Source organism: Streptomyces sp. ISL-12, from assembly GCF_018614415.1.
Classification (GTDB): domain Bacteria; phylum Actinomycetota; class Actinomycetes; order Streptomycetales; family Streptomycetaceae; genus Streptomyces.
This window is the reverse complement of record NZ_JAGGOO010000080.1, coordinates 1-17,768: the sequence shown is the minus strand read 5'-3', so window position 1 is coordinate 17,768 and position 17,768 is coordinate 1. Positions and strand designations below refer to the sequence as shown.

Below are 17,768 nucleotides of genomic sequence, written 5' to 3'. Positions count from 1 at the left end.
GGCACGACGGCCGCCGGGTCGCACAGGAGGGACCGGGCGGCGGACCGCTGCTCCGCGAGCGTAACCAGAGCGGCGGTCCGCGCGACGCCCCCGCAGTTCGGACGAGCTGTTCGAACATTGCTCTGTTCCTGCTCATCCCACGTAGCGAGGGGCTTCGACGCCGTCGCCCGGGGATACCTGTGGGCCGGTGTGGTGGAACCCAGAGCATGGGAGCGGGGCGGCGGGCACGTGGCTGCAGACGAACGTCCGTCGGCCTCGCCGGAGTCCGTCGGCAGCTGTCACCCTGTGTGCCATCGGCCGCCCGCGCGGCCGAGGACTGCTACTCGCACGACTGGCTGAGCGTCGTCCCTCCCGTGCTCCTCGCGATGCCGCTCGGCGCGCTGGTCGTCGCCGTGGGCAGCGCGGTGGTGCACCCCCGCCGCCGGTGTCAGCGGCGGGGGATACCACCGGCGGCGTCCGTGCGGGAGGCGTGGCGGCGACTGCGGCGCGCCGCCGCGGGGCGTACTCGTCCTCTACGCCCCGCGTGCCGCCCTCCTGCTCGCGGCGACGCCCGCCGCCGGGGCGGCGGCGGTGGGGGCGGCAGCCGTCCTGGAGCTGTCCACCGATCTCGCCCGCTTCCGCAGGGGCGGCCCGTTCGGGACACCGGCCGGGCTCGCGTGGATGCCGGCGCCGGTGCCGGTCGTTCCGCGCCTCGGATTCCGGCCGGTTCCCGCCGCCGTCGTCATGGACGGTGTGACGGCCCGGACCGCGCTGCGGCGCTCGTGGTCACTGGTCCGGCGCCGGCGCGTCCGGCCCTGGTTCCTGGCCGTGGCCGAACTTGGCATGTCCGTCGCCGACGCCGTCCGGCTGTCGGCATGACGGGCCGTCAACCCCCGCGTCCCGTTCCGCGCGAGGTGGACTTGACCCATGTCACCTCGAACGGGCATGTCGCCGAGGCGGCGGCGACAGCGCCGCCGGCGACGACGCTCACGCTGTTCCGCGTCACGGTCCGCCTCCGCCCGGTCCGGACGCTGCTCACCGCCGTCCACGTCCGCCCGCGGTGAACGGCCGGAGGCGCGGGCGGAGTGTGGTCCCCGGTCACCTCCGGCCCCGGCGATGTCCGTCGCTCTCCTCCCGGCCCGCGCACACGCCGTTCTCCCACGCCCAGGCGGCGATCTCCACCCGGTTCCGGGCGGCGAGCTTGCGCTGGACGCTGCCGAGGTGGGTCTTGACGGTGGACAGGGAGACGTACAGTTCGGCCGCCACCTCCTCGTTGGTGCGGCCACGGGCGACCAGGCGTACGACGTCCAGCTCACGCGTGGTGAGCGGTTGCCCCGGCAGGTCCGGGCCGGTGTCCGCCGCACCCCGCCGCCCGTCGCCGGTGCAGTCGCCGGCCTCGGTCATGTGCCTCAGCAGCCGGACCGTGACGGCCGGGGAGATCAACGCGGTGTCGGCGGCCACCGCGCGCACCGCCTCCACGAGCAGCGCGGGCGACCCGTCCTTCAGCAGGAACCCGCAGGCGCCGTGACGCAGCGCCCGGTACACGTACTCGTCCAGGTCGAAGGTGGTGGCGATGAGGACGCGCAGCGGATCGGGCGCCTGCGGGCCGGCCAGCAGGCGGGTCGCCTCCAGGCCGTCCAGACCCGGCATCCGGATGTCCAGCAGACACACGTCCGGGCGGAGCCGCCGCGCCTCGCGCACCGCGGTCGCACCGTCGGCCACGGAGGCGACGACCTCCATGTCGGGCTGAGCGCCGAGGATCATGCCGTAGGCGGAGCGGATCATCGGCTGGTCGTCCGCGATCAGGATGGTGGTCGTCATGTGTCCAGGGTGGCAGCCGGGCGGCGGGTTCCGGCCCCGGCCTCCGCGCCGGACGCGACGGCGGCCCGGTCACCGCCCGCCGGGCCGATCTCCGGCAGCGGCCCGGGGAGGGGGATGCGTGCCTCGACGATCCAGCCGACGCCCTCCCGCGGCCCCGCGGTGACCGTGCCGCCGACCATGGCGGCGCGCTCCGACAGCCCCGTCAGGCCGAAGCCGGTCCGTGACGCACCCGCCGACGGGACGTTCCGGCCGGTGTCCGGCCCGTCGTCGGTCACCGCGACGAGGACGGCGGGCCGTTCGGTGCCGTCCTCCTCCAGCCGTACGTCGACGGTGACGGCCGTGGCCCGGCCAGCGTGCTTGCGCACATTGGTCAGCGCCTCACGCACGATCCGGTACACCGTGGCGGCGGTGCCGACCGGCAGGGCCCCCGCGGCGAGACGCGGTTCCAGCGCGAGCGTGGTGGGCGGACCGGTCTCGGAGAACCGGCCGGTCAGGACGCGCAGTTCGTCGAGTGTGCCGTCCGGGTCCGGCGGAGCGCCCTGGTCCCTCGGGGCGCGCAGGACGGTGACCATGGACCGCATCGACCGCATGGCCTGGGAGCCGGCGTCCTCGACGGCGGCCAGCAGGCCGTCCAGCTCGTCGGGCGACGGCGGCCGGCCCGCCGCCGTCGTGTACCGCACCGCCTTGGTCTGGGCGATGATCGCGGTGATGTGGTGGCCGACGAAGTCGTGCAGGTCACGGGCGTACTCAAGTCGCTGCTCCTGGAGTTCGGCCGTCCGCTCCCGGCTCCGGTAGCGGTCGAGGAGCCGCAGGTAGAGACCCAGCACGGTGCCGAGGACGGCGCCGAACCAGAGGACGGGCACCACGAACGACACCAGAACCGGGTACTCGGACGGAGGACAGCGCAGGAACTGCGCACTGAGCGCGGTGAACGCGCCCGCTGCCAGTGGCACGGCGCCCCGCGCCCGCAGCAGCCGTACGGCGCGGGTCACGACCAGCAGCAGGGCCGCCGATTCGACGACGCCGAAGGTGTTCTCGGCACGGGCGTCCACCTGACTGTTCACCAGGGTCACCAGGCAGGAGACGAGGACACCCGAGGTGGCCACCGCGGCGAAGCGGTCCGGGCGCGCGACGACGGCCGCCAGGACGAGACCGCCGGACACCGTCCATGCCGTGGCCAGCGGCACGGACCCGGTCTGCGCGCCCTCGGCCGCCACCACGGCCAGCAGCACCAGCGCCGTGCAGAGCGCCGCGATCCGCCGGCCCTCCGCCGGGGGGAGGTCGAAGAACTGGTTCATGCGGACGGAGCCTACGGGGGCCCGCCACCGTCCCGCCTCGGCCGTTCGGCCGAGGCGGGACGGCATGAGCGTCCGGTGTTCGGTCGTGCGGCTGATCCGTGCGCCCACCCGTCTGACGCAGGATCGGACCGTCCGCCGGACCACGGCGCCGACGTACCCCTCCACGGCTCCGGAAGGCCCCATGTTCCGTATCGTCCTGCGCTCCGTGCTCCGCGACCGGCACCGCTTCGCCCTGCCGGCACTCGCCGTACTGATCGGCGTGGCCTGCGTCAGCGGTTCGCTGCTCTACACCGGCTCGCTGGCCCGGGACGCGGAGCGCCTCCAGCGGGCCTGGCGCCCCGATGTGTCGGTGGAGGTGCGTGCCACCGGAGAGCGGGCGGCGACCGACGAGGCTCTGCGGCGCCGGCTCGCGAAGCTGCCCGGGGTGGCGGCGGCCCGCGGCACCCTGCGCGGCCGGGCCTTCCTGGTGGCACCGGACGGCACCCTGGTCGGGGAGCCGTCCGCGGACACCGGCGTGGACCACCTTCCCGGCGCGCGGGGTGTCGACCCCCGCTACCCGATGACCGGTGGCCGCGGCCCGCACGGCCCCGACGAGGTCGCCGTGGACCGGTGGGCGGCGGACCGAGCCGGGTACCGGGTCGGCGACCGGGTACGGGTGGTCGTCGCCGGTGAGGTCCGCACCGCCCGGCTGACCGGTGTGTTCACCGTGCACGACCCCGCCACCGCGGCCGGCGGCACGGTCACCGCCTTCGACGCGGCCACCGCCCGTGCCCTGTTCGCACCCGGTCCCGGCCGGTACGAGTCGGTGACCCTGACGGCTGCCGGGGGCACGTCCGAGGCGGCGCTGGCCCAGCGCGTGGCCGCCGTCGTGCCGCGCGGCCTGGACGTGGCCACCCGCACGGAACTCGACACGGAGGCGGCGCGGTCCCCCGACCGGAAGAAGCTCGGCACGATCCTGCTGCTGTTCGCGGGGATCGTCCTGTTCGTCTCCGTCTTCCTGGTGGGCAACACCTTCTCCATGCTCAGTGCGCTGCGGGCCCGCGAACACGCCCTGCTGCGCGCGGTGGGCGCGGGCCGGGGCCGGGTGCTCGCGCTGGTGCTCGCGGAGGCGGCCCTGGTCGGCGCCGCCGCGGCCGTCGCCGGTCATGCGCTGGGCGTCGGTGTGGCGGAGCTGCTGGGAGCCCTGTTCGGTCCGGCGGCCGGTCCCGCGAGCGCGGTCCGGCCCGACATCCTGGCCCCGCTTCCGCTGGTGACCGCCCTCTGCCTCGGCGTGGGGTGCACCGCGGTCTCCGCCTGCCTGCCCGCGCGGCGGGCCGCCGCCACCGCCCCCGTGGCGGCGCTGCGCAGCGGTCTGCCGGTCGCGGCGGGCGCCTCGCGGCGCCGCTCCCGGGCGGGTGGCGTCTGCGTCGTACTGGGCGTGTCGGCGCTGGTCACAGCCGGTGAGGATCTCGGTGTCCTCTGTCTGGCCACCTCTGTGCTGCTGGCCGGGCTGGTCCTGCTCACTCCGTTGTTCGCACGGAGCGTCACCCGTGTGCTGCGGGCCCCGGTGCGCCGACTGACCGGAGTGCGCGGCACCTTGGCCCTGGCCAACGCCCGCCGTGATCCGCGGCGTACAGCGGCGACCTCCGGCGCCCTCACCGTGTGTGTGGCGCTCGTCGGCGCGGTCACCGTCGCGGTGTCCTCGCTCAGCGCCACGGCGGAACAGCAGGCCATGACGGCGGTACCCAGTGACCTGCGCGTCACCGCCGTCGACTTCGCGGAGATCGGCGCGGGAACGGCGGCACGGGTGGCGCGGCTGCCCCACGTGGCGGCGGCCGGCTCGGTGCGCGAGGCGGGTTTCGCTCTGCCCGACGGCTCCCACCTGTGGACGGCCGCCGTCGATCCGCACGCGGTGAACGAGGGCCGCCTGGTCGGTCTCCGCGTGCGCTCCGGCGACCTCTCCGGCCTGTCCCGCGGCATCGCGGTGACAACGGACCTGGCCGAGGAGCGGGGCTGGCGGGTGGGCGACCGTGTCACCGGCCGGCGGCTGTCCGACCCGGGCACACCCGACGGCCCGCCACTGGACCGGGAGATCGTCGCGGTGTACGACGGTCCCGAGGCCCTCGGCCCCGCTCTGCTGCCGGAACGGGCGGTGACCGGGGGCGGGCTGCCGGCGGCCGAGGTGAACGCGGTGCTGGTGCGGGCGGAGCCGGGACGGACGAGCGCCGCCAAGGCGGAGATCCACCGGGCGCTGCGCAATCCGATGCTGCTCGTCGAGGACCGGGCGGACGCCGTACGGGCGGCCCGGCACGGCTTCGGCTCACTGTTGTCCGTGTTGTACGCCCTGCTCAGCGTCACCCTGGTCGTGGCGGCGCTGGGCGTGGCCAACACCATGGGCATGGCGGTCTTCGAACGCGGACGTGAGATCGGCCTGCTGCGCGCGGTCGGCCTGCGGCGCGGTGAGGTGCGGTCGATGCTGCGGGTGGAGGCGGTGGTGGTGTCGGTGCTCGGCGCCGGACTGGGAGTTGTCGCGGGCACCGCGGCCGGCACGGCCGCGGCGGCCGGAGCCGGTGCCGTGGTCAGTGTGCCTTGGCTGTTCCTGCTCGCGGTGTTCACGGGAGCGGGCGTCATCGGTGTGCTCGCCGCGCTCGGCCCCGGTGTCCGCGCGACGCGGGTTCCGGTGACGCGTGCGGTGGGCGGCGAGGTCGGATGAGCGCCCGGCCGGTGCCGCGGCGGGCGCGGACCGGCGGCTGACGCGGACGTGACCGGCCCGTCCGGTGCCCGCGCCGGCCGCTACCCGCCGCGGGTACGGCGAGAGGCCGTGCCCCGCGGCGTGGCCGAGGCGAAGAGGACAGCCCGCCGGCCGGACGTGTGCCGGCCGGCGGGCTCCGGCCCGGCCGAGGTCAGCCGCGTGTCACGCGCGGCTCCACCGCTGGTTGGGCTGACCGTTGCAGAGCCAGGTCGTGACCTTGGTGCCGTCGGACTTCCCGTGCCACACGTCCAGGCAGTGCCCGGAGTGCTGGGAGACCAGCTCTCCGGCCGCGTCCAGCCGGAACTGCTGCCACGCCTCACCGTTGCACGGCCACACCTCGACCTTCGCCTCGGTGGACTTGGTCCCGTCGAAGAGGTCCAGGCACATGCCCTTCGTCCGGATCGTCCCGTCGTTGGCGAACTTCCACTGCTGCGCCGCGGAACCGTCGCACGCGCGGATCACCAGCTGGGTCCCGGCCGTGGCGCTGCCGGTCAGGCACTTGCCGGTGTCGGAACTCACGAGCTTGAACGTGCGCACCGAGGGAGCCGCGGAGGACGGGGCGCTCGTCTCCTGCTTCAGCACCGTCACCGACCGCCGGGAAGCGCTGCGCGGTTGGGTCGATGTCCCTGGGGAGGGAGACGCCTGCGCGGTGGCCTCCTGGTCCTTGTCTCCGCCCCCGCTCTTCTTCTGCTTCTCCTCCGGCGCAGGGGACTTCGTCGCCTCGGCCGAGGGGGCCGAGGGCTCGTCGGACGGCTCCTGGGCCGCGTAGTCGCCCAGCGGGACGTCCGCGACGTCCTCCTCGGGACGCGGGGCGGTCTGCCCCACCGACACCGTCCGGTCCTGCTTGTCGTCGTCGTCCGTGGCCAGGATCAGCAGCGGCATCCCGATCAGGACCACACCGGCCAGCCCGGCCGCGGCCAGCAACGGCTTCTTGGGGTTGCCGCCGCGCACCCCGTCGCCGTCCTCCTCCCGGTCGCCCCGGGCAGCGGTGGCGGCGGTCGGCGCCACCGCCGCCATGGACGCGGTCTCCGCCGTGTCCGCCGCGCGGCCCCGGGTGCTCTCCTCGGCGGCCGGGACACTGTCCGACCGGTCGGCCCGGCGGCTCAGCAGCGCGGCCAGTCCACCCGCACGGGCGGACGACGAGGTGGCTGAGCCGACCGGCGCGGCGGCCTCCGGCTGTCGCTCGTCGGGCCGCCGCTCGGTCTCCGCCGAGACGGCCGCCGCGTTGCCGGCCGCCGGTGCCAGGGCGGCACCGGGGTCCGCCGGGACCGCGGACATGGCCACGGCACGGCGCACGTCCGTGCCCGGGGTCCCGCCGCCGGCCGCCGATGACGAGGCGTCGGGGGACCGTGTCTGATCTCGTGACACTTGTTCTCCTCTGGCTAGGTAGGTCGTTCGCTTGCCCGCCGGCCCCTGGGACCGGGACGCGCGGGCGAGGGGGGCGGACGGCGGGTCACGCGTCCGTCCCCACGTGGCCGGTGCAGCGCTCCGGCCAGTTCGTGTCCCGCTCCACGGGGAGCGCACTCCCCAGCGCCTCTTCGAGGCGGGCCAACGCCTTGCGGTCGAGCTGGCTCAGCTCGGCCACCTCGTCCACGTACGCCGTCGTGGTGGGCGGGAGTTCGCGCAGCAGAACGGTGGTCGAGCCGGCCACGGTCCGCGTGCCCAGTACGCGGAACCCGCTGCCGGGCGCGAAGACCACCTCGTCCAGGCTGTCCCGCGCCTCGTCCGGGCGGTCCAGGAGCTGGCGCACCTTCCGTCCGGTGACCGACCAGACGGCGTAGGCCACAGGACGCCCGCCGGGCAGCGGGGCGGTGGCGGCCAGTGCGCTGAGCGGGCCGGGCTCCTGGAGCAGCCGGCCCACCTCGGGCGGCTCCCCGTGCCCCTCGGCCGGTGCGCCGCGCAGGGCTACTCCGCGGTAGGAGGGAAGCCTGCGCAGCGCCGATGCCAGACAGGCGGCGTAGGCCGACAGCCTGCCCTCGCCCGCGCGCAGGTCCCTGAGCAGTTCGCGGTGGTCGAGCGGACCCTCGGTGGTCGTGAGATAGACGTGCGCGGCCACCAGGTCGGCCCGCGCCGCCTCCATCTGCTGGCCGCGCAGGGCCGGCATCCGGGTGAGTACGCGTGCTACGGCGGCGGCGTGCTGTTCCCAGTCGGTGACCAGGTCGCGCAGGGCCGTGCGGTCACTGTCGCTGCTCATATGGCCCGGCAGCACCGACAGTGCCGCGCCCGCCGGTGCACGCGGGGGCCGCGGCGCCGGCTCTTCGCGCGGAAGGGCCGGTGGCCGGTCCGATGTCCGGTTCTGGTGGGCGTCCGGTGAAGTCCCTCCGGAGGTCCCCTCTGTGCCGGTGGGCGTGGTGCGCCGGGCCTCGGTGGAGGGAGGCCGGGGGGAGGGCTTCCCGGTATCCGAACGGGGCGTCGGCGCGTCGGGGGCCGCGCCGCTGGGAACGGGGACGGAGACGGTGCCGGTGTCCGTGCCGGGGTTTTCGGGGCCGGGCGGCGGGGTTCCGGCGGGCGGCTCGGCCGGACGTGTGCCCCGCTCCGGGGAGACGTTCCCGTCACCCTCCGGGCTCGTGGGCGGGCCGGTCGGCGGCCGCCCCGGCTCGCTGCGACCGGACGCCCCGGGGCCGTCGCGGCGCATGGGCCGAGCGGACGGCGCGGCCGTCCTTTCGGCGGACTCCTCGGCGGCACGCCGTTCCCACGGTGCTCGTGGCCCGGTCCCCGAGGGCTCGGCAGTCCGGTGGCCGGCCGCGTCGACCGCGGCGGACGGCGGGGACACGGGGCCCGGGTGCGGACCGGCGGAGGCGGCGGAAGCGGGCTCCCGGGACGGCAGGGGGACACCCGCGCCACCGGCGGACCGGGAGCCGGTTCCCGAGAGCACGTCGAGCAGGGACTCGCGCGACGTCATGTCACCGCTCGTGCGAGGACGTGCCCCGGACCACTCCTGCTCACCGTGGTCCGGTGTCCCCGTGCGGACCCGGCCGTCGTCTTCGGCGACACCTCCGTGCGGCACTTCCGTCCCCGCGGACGGAAGCCGGGGGGTGGGCGTCGGGCCCGGGCGGGGACCGCCGTCGCCGTGCGGCACCGGCGCGGTCCGTGGCGTCGCGCCGTCCCGCCGCACCGTGCCGCGGGTGACGGGGGAGGTGACGTAACGGATGCCGAGGACGGCGTGCCGCGCCGCGAGGCGGCGCAGTCCGCTCTCACCGCCGAGGAGCCTGCCCCGCACGAGCAGCGTGACCCGCGCGGCGGCCCGCGGGCCGAACGCGATGAGCAGCCGCGTCAGCGCCGGGAGCACGGTGTCGTCCACCGGCTGCCCCGGAAGCCCCAGTTCGACCGTGCAGGTGTCCGGGTCCACGGCCAGTTCGGCCAGGGGCGGGGGCGGCCCCCCGCCGTCCCACACGACCAGCCCCGCCCGGGTGGCGGTGGCGTTCCACCGGTCCGTCAGCGCTACTGTGCCCTTCCCCGGACGGCCCAGGGGGAGGGGACGCCCGTCGACCACTCGCGGCGGGGGCGGCTGTCCGTCCGGGCCGGCGGGGCGGCAGGCGACCGCACCCACGAACGGCCGCCACCCCGGCCTGCCGTCCGAACCTACGACGGTCGGCCAGGCACCCGGCGGTCCGTCCGCGTGCTCGGGCAACAGCGGTACGCCGGTGAGTACTTCGACCTCGGTGGCGAGCATGTCGGCCACCGACTGGGCCAGCCTCAGTACGTCCCGCCGGCCGCCGGGGGCCAGCCGGGCGGCAGCGCGCTGCGCGGCCGGCAGCGCGCTGAGGACGGCGGCCACCTCGGCGGCCGAGACATCCTCGGCCCGGGGCGCACCGACCACCACGATGGGCCGCGCCGGGTCCATCGGCATCGCGAAACACAGGTGCAGCGGGTCCGGCCGCGGTGACTCGGCGGGGCGGATCAGTACGCCGGCGGGTATCTGCTCCACCAGACACCCGCCGTCCGTCCGTGCCGGAAGCCGGCCCAGCGCGGACTGCCAGCCAGGAGCCGGAGCGCGGGGACCCAGTCTGCGGGGCCCGGCGTCGGGCGTGAAGTGCCACCAGGCGCCGGCGGCCGGGGTCTCGCCGTCCACGAACAGTGTTCCGCCCGGGGTGATCAGGACCGGGCCGTCGGGCGCGACGACGTCCAGCTGCCACGCGTCGGCGATCCGGCGGGCCACGCTGGCGCGGTCCGCCCGGTCGTCCCCGGATCCGGGCATGACCAGCCGCACCCGCCGGGTGCCTCTGTCGCGCAGTGAGTCCAGCAGCGTCGCCAGCCGGGTCCAGACGCCGTGCCCGGACGGGCCGTCGTCGGGCGTGCCGACCAGCACGGTGACGGTGTCCGACTCCGTGCTCACGGCGCGCGCCACCTCGGCCAGGCCCGTCAGGCTCAGCGCGTCGTCCTCGAAGGAGCGCACCAGCAGCAGCCCGTCCACGTCCTCGACCAGCGGGGCGGCGGCCGGACCGGGCGCGGGGGAGCCGGAATCCTTGCGCCGTTGCGTACGGGCGGATGACCAGCGTCTCACCCCTGCGGCCCACCGGGTGCCGCGGTGGAGCCGCCGTCCAGGTCCGGCCGCTCCGCCGTTTCCCGCACGCCGGGAACGTCGGTGCCGGTGCCGGCCGCACCGGCACCGGGGGCGTCCGAACCGGCGGTGGCGACCCGCCGCGCCGCCGGCAGCGCGTCCGCCTCCGCAGAGGCCGCCTGCTCGGTGTCCGCCGTGTCGGCGGCCTCGCGCAGGGCCTGCGGATCCAGTGTCATGCTGACCGGCCCGGACGGGTTGAGGTACAGCGCGTGTCCCTCGGGGACCCGCGGCAGCAGGTCGTCCGTGTGGAGCAGTTCGAAGGCGAAACGCCCGGTCGTGTGCAGGAACACCGGCGAGGTGAACAGCGGGACGACGGGCTCGCCTTCCGGGGTGGTGGCGGTCAACGGGACGCCTGCCGGGCTGGTCAGCACGGCCACCTCGCGGCCGGCCAGGGCCTGTGCGACGGCCTCGCCCGGGCCGTAGCCGGTCGCCGCGAGCTGCACCGCGGCATCGACCTCGTCCTCCGGTTCAGGCCAGCCCAGGGCGCGCGGCGAGGGACGGTACTCGGGGTTGTCCTGCCACTCCTCGATCTCACCGTCGAGCCCTGACCGCCAGCGGCCGACCGTCGCCCACTCGGGGGGCTCGCCGTCACCGGTCCAGGCCGGGTCCACCATGCCCAGCCAGTGGTCCGGAGCGAGCCTGCCCGCCTCCCGGATCTCGTCGGGGACGGGCGGCCCGTCCGCACCCGGAGAGGGTCCGGCCCCCGGTGTGCCGTCGCCGGGCGCGAGACCGGGAGCGCCGGCCGCGGGCTGATGGGCTTCGTCGGGGATCGTCTCGTCGGGTGTCTGTTCGGTCATCACTGTCCTCGATCGGATGGGTGCGCGGTGCCGGTACGTCACGAGAGCCGACGGCGGGCCGTCCTCGCGCGCGGCGGGGCGGCTGAGGGACGGGAGCCGTACAGGCAGCACGACGGCCGCAGGGGGGGGAGGAACCGTGGCGTGACCGGGCGAGCAAGGCCGGGCCGATGTCCACGGAGAAGAGCGGGGACGCGGGTCTCTTGCCGCTCCGTCCCCGGAGTGCCGTCCGGGACGGAGCGCCGCCGGGCCGGGCGTCCTTCCGCCCCGGGCCCAGGACCGCGTGATCCTGCCGCCGCAGTGTAGCGACCATGACTGCTCCGTGCTCGACCGGGGGTGCGGTGCACGACTCGGACCGGCGTCCGACTGCCCTGCGCCGGCAGGCTGTTGGCGCCGTCCGCAGGCAACCTCAGCGAGCGGGGGGCCGGGCCTCCGGCCGTGGTGTGCCGCCCCGCGGACGGGGCTCCCCGGAGTGCAGGACCTGTGCCGCTGTCTCCGCGTCGGTGACGACGCCGGTCAGGCAGCCCGACCGCAGTGCCGCCGCCAGCGCTGTCCGCGTGCCGGGACCGCCGGTGACGCCGATCACCTCCGGAACGGCCCGCAGGGTGTCGGCGTCGACGCAGATCATGCGGTCGTTCATGTCCGTGGGCACGGTACGGCCGTCCTCGTCGAGCACCAGGCCGCAGATCTCCGCGCGGGCCCCCAGAGAGCGGTACACCGCGCGCTCGTGCGGCGTCGACGCGTCGTACAGGGCGGAGCCCGCCTCCCACCCGCCGATCGGGACAACAGCCCGGGTCACCCGGGCGAACCGCTGGAGGGTGTCGGCGATCGACGGCTGACGCGCCAGGATGGACGCCGTCAGCGCGTTGGGCAGGACCAGCGGCGTGTGCAGCGTGAAGGCCCTGCCGTCGGCCGCCGCGGCCAGTCGGCGCACCGGCGCCACGGCCTCCTCGCCGAACGGGTCGGGCGCCGCCGTGCCCGCCAGTTGCACCACCTCACAGGCGGGCAGCCGGTCGACGGCCGAGGTGAGCGCGTCGGTCACCGGGCCGCAGGCCAGGCCGATCACATCGCCGGCCCGGGCGAGTTCGGTGACCAGCCGGGCACCGGCCTCCGCGAGCCACGGCAGGACAGGGGCCGCTTCGGCACGGGCACCGTCGCGCGCCAGGTCGACGACCACCGCGTGGCGCAAAGCGAACCGCTCTCGCATCCGCCGGGAGAGGACGGTGTCCATCTGTGCCGGGACGCTGATGTCGATGCGCACGATGCGGTGCGCGACGGCCGCGTCGAGCAGGCGGGCCACCTTGAACCGGCTGATGCCCAGGGCATTGCCGATCTCGACCTTCGACTGCTGCCCCAGATAGAACCGCCGGGCGACGGTGGCGGCGAGCAGGATGTCCACGGGCGGCGGCGCCGTCCCGGTGCCCTGGTCCTGTTCCTGGCCCTGTGCCATGCCGCCCCTCCTGTGGTCTCGGGCGTACTGCGCACAAGGCCCCGGTCCGGTCTCGGGCGCCGCTGCCGGGGGAGCCGCCGGTACGGGAGGTCGGGGGCGGGGACCGGCCAGTACGGTCCCCGCCGCCTTCGGTGCTGGCAACACGTCGCTCCTTGCCTCGTACAGGAAACGGTTCACGGGGAAAACACTCTGCGCGCAGAACGGACCGCGAGGCGCCGCGGTTCACCGCGCGATCGATGTTTCCGCTGCCGGCCCGGGCCGCGGGCGGACCCGGACACCGTCCGGCGCGGGCAGGTCCTCGGGCAGCAGCGCGGTCAGCTGGTCGACGCTCGGTGCGGCGACCGCGGCGAGCCGCCGGGCCTGCCGGGTCATCATCGTCTCCAGCAGCTGCCGAGCCAGCCGGGCGTTGCCGAAGGACCGGTCCCTGGGCAACGCGTCCACATGGGTGCGCAGCGCGGCCAGGGTGTCGGCGCCGCAGGTGTACCCGGACGTCGCGGCGTGCCGGGAGACGATCGTGACGAGCTGTTCCGTGGTGTAGTCCTCGAAGGCGACGAACTTGGAGAAGCGGGAGGAGAGTCCGGGATTGGAGGCGAGGAACCGCTCCATCTCCTCGGTGTAACCGGCCACGATGACGACGATCTCGTCGCGGTGGTCCTCCATCAGTTTCAGCAGGGTGTCGACGGCTTCGCGGCCGAAGTCGTTGGCGGCTCCGCCCTCGGGTGTCAGGGTGTAGGCCTCGTCGATGAACAGCACACCGCCCAGCGCGCTGGTGAACACCTCCTTGGTGCGCTGCGCGGTGTGCCCGATGTACTGGCCCACCAGATCGGCCCGCGCCACCTCCACCAGGCGGGAGCCGGGCAGCACGCCCAGGGAGTGCAGGAGCCTGGCGTAGAGCCGGGCCACGGTCGTCTTGCCGGTGCCGGGCGGCCCGGTGAAGACCAGATGGTGACTGATACGGGGACTGGGCAGTCCGGCCGCGATCCGCTGGCGGGCGTTGGACAGCAGGCTGACCAGGTCGGTCACCTCGTGCTTGACGGACTCCAGCCCCACCATGGCCGTCAGTTCGGCCATCGGGTCGCCGTCGTCGTCCGCGGCCGGTGAGCCGTCGCCGCCGACGGCGGCCGCCTCGGCGTCCCCGACATCCGTCGGCAGCAGCAGGACCAGGTCCTTCTCGCCGGGGTCCGGGGTGGCCGCGAGGCGGAAGGCCTGCCGGTCGACCATCTCCTCGAAGACCGCGCGGGCCGCCCGGCCGTTGCCGAAGGCGGCGTCGCGGGTCATGCCCTCGAAGCGGAGTACCAGCGCCTCCTGGGTCAGGGGTCCGAGTTCGTAGCGGTGCTGCGCGCACATGTGCTCGGTGATGGTGACCAGTTCGTCCACCGTGTAGTTGGTGAAGCCGATGGTGCGGGTGAAGCGCGAGGCGAGGCCCGGGTTGGCGGACAGGAACCGCTCCATCTGCTCGGAGTACCCGGCCGCGACCACGACCACGTCGTCGCGGTGGTCCTCCATCAGTTTCAGCAGGGTGTCGACGGCTTCGCGGCCGAAGTCGTTGGCGGCTCCGCCCTCGGGTGTCAGGGCGTAGGCCTCGTCGATGAACAGCACACCGCCCAGGGCCCGCTCGAACGCCTCCGTCGTCTTGATGGCCGTACCGCCGATGACCTGGGCGACCAGGTCGGCGCGTGACACCTCCACGAGATGACCCGAGCGCAGCACACCCAGTTCGGCCAGGATGCTGCCGTACAGCCGGGCGACCGTCGTCTTGCCGGTGCCCGGTGGCCCGGCGAAGATCAGGTGGCGGCTCATCGAGGCGACCGGCATGCCGAGTCCGCGACGGCGCTCGGCGAGCTGGTTGAGGTTGACCAGCGTCTCCACCTGGTGTTTGACGTTGTCCAGCCCGATCAGCGAGCGCAGCGCCGCCAGCGGACCGTCATCCCCCGGCTCCCCGGTTCCGCCCGGCGCACCGGAGGCGGCCGGCACACCGGCGTCCTCGCCCCAGGCGTCCGGGTCGCCGTTGTCGGAGCTGGTGAGGGCTTCGACGGTGAGCCCGGCACCCGCCACCGCCTGCCGCAGCCCCGCTCCGCGGTTGTCGCGCACCACGCACCGCAGGACGGAGACGTCCTCGGCGCTGTCCACCCGGACCCCGTCCCCGGTGCTCCCCGTCACTTCGCAGGCGGTGAGCACTCCCCGGCCCCCGGCGAGCACCTGGATGCCGTGGGCCCTCGCCCCGCTCACCCGGACCCGTTCCAAGGTCACCTCGGCGTCGCGGCCCACGCTCACGCCCGCGTCGGCGCTGCCCTCGACGCCGCAGTCCCGCAGCACGGCCTGACCGTACGCGCCGACCAGTACGCCGGTCTGTCCGGCACCGCGCACCACCGTGTCGTGGATCTCCGGAGCGGCGTAGTCGTCGATCTTCAGACCGGCTCCGGCCGCGGCCTCGATCTCGCAGTGCTCCAGCCGGCCCCGGCCGTCGCCGGTGACCTCCACGCCGTGTCCGCCGGAGCCGGTGATCCGCGCGTGGCGCAGCAGGGGGTCGGCGAGGGCACGGACGAGGACGCCCGTCGCGGCCGCCCCCGACACGCTCAGGTGGTCGAACTCGGCGGTGGAGTCGTCCGTCACCAGGACGGCGGCGTCCGGGGCGGAGCAGTCGCGCACCACCGTCTCCCGCAACAGGGGCGAACTGCCCTCCAGGACGCGGACGGCGGAACCCTCGGCGCGCAGGAACTCGCACGCCTCGTAGGTGCCCCGCGAACGGTCCATGACCAGCAGGCCGCTCAGCTTCGTACGCCGGGTGACGCAGCGGCGCAGCGCCGGGTCGGCGCCGCCGGTGACGACGACGGCGTTCTCCGCGAGCGACTCGAAGACGCAGTCCTGGATCTCGGGACGGGCCACGCTGGTCACCAGCAGGCCGACGGACGTGTGATGCACGGTGGTCCGGATCACCCGGGTGGAGCTGTGCCCTTCCAGGGCGATACCGGGTTTGTCGGTACCTGATATGTCGCAGTTCTCGACGGTGCCGGTGGCCTCTCCGGTGGCCAGGACACCGTTGGCCCGAGCACCGCGGATACGGCAGTCGCGGATCAGGGGCCGGCCGGTCTCGCCGATGACCACCGCCGAGGTGCCGAAGTTCTCGAACCCGCAGTCCTCCACGATGCTTTCCGCCTCGGAGGTGTCCACGAATCCGGCGCCCCCGGGATTGGACACCCGGCTGCCGCGCGCGGCCAGGGAGCCCTTGGCGCGGGCCAGCAGCGCCGTCCACCCCGCCCCCACGACGGTGCAGGAGTCCAGGGCCACCTGGCCGGTCGGGATGTCGACGACCGCGAGTTCCTTGTCGCGGCCGCGCAACGTCACACCGCTGAGCATGACAGCGTCCGCCAGCAGCGTGACGGCGCTCCCCGTGCCGGGGCAGATCTCGACCGCGCCCGGATCTCCCTCGGCGACGATCGTCACCCGGTTCCTGATGACGAGGTTCTCCGCGTACCGGCCGGGGTGGACCCGGATGACCGCGCCGGTGCGGGCCTGCGCCAGAGCCTCACCGATCGTCCGGAGTCCGTCCGGCCGGTGCGCGCCGACCATCAGTAGTTGCCGTGACACGTGCCTCAGACCTCCTGTTGCTGTGGGGAACCCAACTCGTCGCTGTTCCACCGGTGTTGACGACCGGCTGGATGCTCGCCACGCGTATCATCCTCGCCATGGCCTTTTTCATGACATACCGCTATACGTCCTGTGCGGTGGCCGCGGCTGTGCTGCTGTCGGCCACCGCGGTGCCCGCCGTCGCGGCACCGGGCGCCGGTCCCCGGGTCCAGGACCCGGGGACCACCCTGCTGCCGCCGCTGCCGGTCCGCCTGGGGGAGGGACGGCCCTGCACCGGCGCGTCGGGGACCACCGCGACCGGTGCCGTCTGGTCGCAGACGACCCTCGGTCTGTCCGCCGCCCAGCGGGTCACCCGGGGCGCCGGGGTGACCGTGGCGGTGGTCGGCACCGGTGTCTCCCCGGACGCCCCCGCCCTGGCGGGCAGGGTGACGGTGACCGCCGGAGCGGGCGACGACTGCGTCGGACACGGCACCTTCGCGGCCGGCCTCATCGCCGCCGCCGAACGCAAGGGCAGTGGCGTCGTCGGCGTCGCACCGGAGGCGGACGTGCTCGCGCTGCGCGGCACCGACGACCGCGGGGTGCCCGACGCCACGCTCGTCGCGGACGCCATCCGCACGGCAGCCGACAGCGGGGCCCAGGTCATCTACGTGGGCCACACCCTGCGCACGGGCCGGGAAGAGCTGACCGACGCCGTCGCCCACGCGGCCGGCCGGGGCGCGCTGGTGGTCGCGCCCGCGGCCCCCGACGCCGTACCGGACGAGGAGCTCGGCCCGGAGGGGGAGCAGCCCACCGGCCCCTACTGGCCGGCCGCCGCGCCCGGCGCCCTGGCCGTGGTCGACTTCGGCGCCGGCGGCACCCGGCAGGAGAGCGCTCCGCCCGCCTGGGAACCGGACCTGGCGGCCCCGGGCAGCGGCATGGTCAGCGTCGGCCCGCGCGGCTCGGGCCACTACATCGGCTCCGGCGCCTCGCTGGCCGCGGCCGAGGTGGCCGGCGCCGCCGCGCTGGTCCGGTCCCGGCAGCCCGGGCTGAGCGGTGCCGAGGTACGCCGGCGGCTGCTGGCGACCGCCTATCCGGCGGACATCCCCCGGCTCGATCCCACCGCGGCGCTGACCCTCGTACGGGACGCGGACGACCGCGGTGAGCGGTCCGCCGGGGCCCCGGCCGCGCGGCTGTCCGACGCCGCCGATCCGAGCCACCGTCACCGTGCCCTCGCCTTCACCGGCGCGGTGACCGGGTTCGTCCTGCTGATGGGCTGGGCGGCGATGGCGATACCCCGCGGCCGGGCCAGGGGCTGGCTGCCCCCGGACCGCCCGGCCGGCCGCGCCACGCCCCCGTCATGAGGCCGACCCGCACCCCCGCCACCGGCCACCGCCCGGCACCGGGAGGTGGGCCGGTGCCGGCCGTTCCCGCGGCGGGGCGGGTGCAGGGGGCCGCGCGGAGGACTCGTGCGCCGACCGCACCGGGCGCCGGGCCGACACCGGCCGCCCTCGCGCTCCCCGGCAACAGGGCCGCCGGGGCTCGTCCTTGAGGGTGCGGCCGGGCCGGC

At 75.4% G+C, this 17,768-nt stretch carries 11 protein-coding genes; 4 read left to right on the top strand and 7 right to left on the bottom strand.

Going from position 1 to position 17,768, the window contains the following annotated elements:
• The first annotated feature begins 570 nt into the window (after positions 1–570).
• Together J7I94_RS22390 and J7I94_RS22385 are read left to right on the top strand one after the other, a co-directional pair.
• On the top strand, positions 571–858 hold the full coding sequence (locus tag J7I94_RS22390; protein ID WP_215169283.1) for a hypothetical protein: 288 nt from the start codon (positions 571–573) through the stop codon (positions 856–858).
• Positions 859–899: 41 nt separating this feature from the next.
• Positions 900–1,043, top strand: a complete 144-nt coding sequence (locus J7I94_RS22385) for a hypothetical protein (protein WP_215169281.1) — start codon at positions 900–902, stop codon at positions 1,041–1,043.
• Between the two features lie 34 nt (positions 1,044–1,077).
• On the opposite strand, the gene J7I94_RS22380 is transcribed toward J7I94_RS22385, so the two are convergent.
• Together J7I94_RS22380 and J7I94_RS22375 are read right to left on the bottom strand one after the other, a co-directional pair.
• Positions 1,078–1,800, bottom strand: a complete 723-nt coding sequence (locus J7I94_RS22380; protein ID WP_215169279.1) for a response regulator transcription factor — start codon at positions 1,798–1,800, stop codon at positions 1,078–1,080.
• Positions 1,797–3,098 carry a sensor histidine kinase gene (locus J7I94_RS22375; RefSeq protein ID WP_215169277.1) on the bottom strand — a complete coding sequence of 434 codons (1,302 nt, stop codon included), beginning with the start codon at positions 3,096–3,098 and terminating at the stop codon, positions 1,797–1,799. The genes J7I94_RS22380 and J7I94_RS22375 overlap by 4 nt, the downstream gene beginning before the upstream one ends.
• Positions 3,099–3,279: 181 nt before the next feature.
• On the opposite strand from J7I94_RS22375, the gene J7I94_RS22370 reads away from it, so the two are divergent.
• A complete protein-coding gene (locus tag J7I94_RS22370; RefSeq protein WP_215169275.1) occupies positions 3,280–5,790 on the top strand; it encodes an FtsX-like permease family protein in 2,511 nt (836 codons plus the stop codon).
• A gap of 201 nt (positions 5,791–5,991) precedes the next feature.
• Here J7I94_RS22370 and J7I94_RS39365 read toward each other — a convergent pair whose 3' ends face one another.
• From J7I94_RS39365 to J7I94_RS22345, 5 genes are all read right to left on the bottom strand, one after another.
• Positions 5,992–7,197: an RICIN domain-containing protein gene (locus J7I94_RS39365; protein WP_215169273.1), complete on the bottom strand. Its 1,206-nt coding sequence runs from the start codon at positions 7,195–7,197 to the stop codon at positions 5,992–5,994.
• Positions 7,198–7,282: 85 nt separating this feature from the next.
• The gene (locus tag J7I94_RS22360) at positions 7,283–10,333 is read right to left on the bottom strand and encodes a hypothetical protein (RefSeq protein WP_215169271.1); all 3,051 of its coding nucleotides are present in this window, start codon (positions 10,331–10,333) and stop codon (positions 7,283–7,285) included.
• Positions 10,330–11,187: a type VII secretion system-associated protein gene (locus J7I94_RS22355; RefSeq protein ID WP_215169269.1), complete on the bottom strand. Its 858-nt coding sequence runs from the start codon at positions 11,185–11,187 to the stop codon at positions 10,330–10,332. The genes J7I94_RS22360 and J7I94_RS22355 overlap by 4 nt, the downstream gene beginning before the upstream one ends.
• A 406-nt stretch (positions 11,188–11,593) precedes the next feature.
• The gene (locus J7I94_RS22350; protein ID WP_215169267.1) at positions 11,594–12,634 is read right to left on the bottom strand and encodes a sugar-binding transcriptional regulator; all 1,041 of its coding nucleotides are present in this window, start codon (positions 12,632–12,634) and stop codon (positions 11,594–11,596) included.
• 222 nt (positions 12,635–12,856) lie between these two features.
• The gene (locus tag J7I94_RS22345; protein WP_215169265.1) at positions 12,857–16,222 is read right to left on the bottom strand and encodes a right-handed parallel beta-helix repeat-containing protein; all 3,366 of its coding nucleotides are present in this window, start codon (positions 16,220–16,222) and stop codon (positions 12,857–12,859) included.
• Positions 16,223–16,320: 98 nt separating this feature from the next.
• On the opposite strand from J7I94_RS22345, the gene J7I94_RS22340 reads away from it, so the two are divergent.
• Positions 16,321–17,562: a S8 family serine peptidase gene (locus J7I94_RS22340; RefSeq protein WP_285442718.1), complete on the top strand. Its 1,242-nt coding sequence runs from the start codon at positions 16,321–16,323 to the stop codon at positions 17,560–17,562.
• Positions 17,563–17,768 lie beyond the last annotated feature (206 nt).

Coding starts and splice junctions, on each gene's coding strand:
- J7I94_RS22355 (WP_215169269.1), bottom strand. CDS start 11,187: ATGACCGAACAGACACCCGACGAGACGATCCCCGACGAAGCCCATCAG.
- J7I94_RS22380 (WP_215169279.1), bottom strand. CDS start 1,800: ATGACGACCACCATCCTGATCGCGGACGACCAGCCGATGATCCGCTCC.
- J7I94_RS22340 (WP_285442718.1), top strand. CDS start 16,321: ATGGCCTTTTTCATGACATACCGCTATACGTCCTGTGCGGTGGCCGCG.
- J7I94_RS22350 (WP_215169267.1), bottom strand. CDS start 12,634: ATGGCACAGGGCCAGGAACAGGACCAGGGCACCGGGACGGCGCCGCCG.
- J7I94_RS22375 (WP_215169277.1), bottom strand. CDS start 3,098: ATGAACCAGTTCTTCGACCTCCCCCCGGCGGAGGGCCGGCGGATCGCG.
- J7I94_RS22370 (WP_215169275.1), top strand. CDS start 3,280: ATGTTCCGTATCGTCCTGCGCTCCGTGCTCCGCGACCGGCACCGCTTC.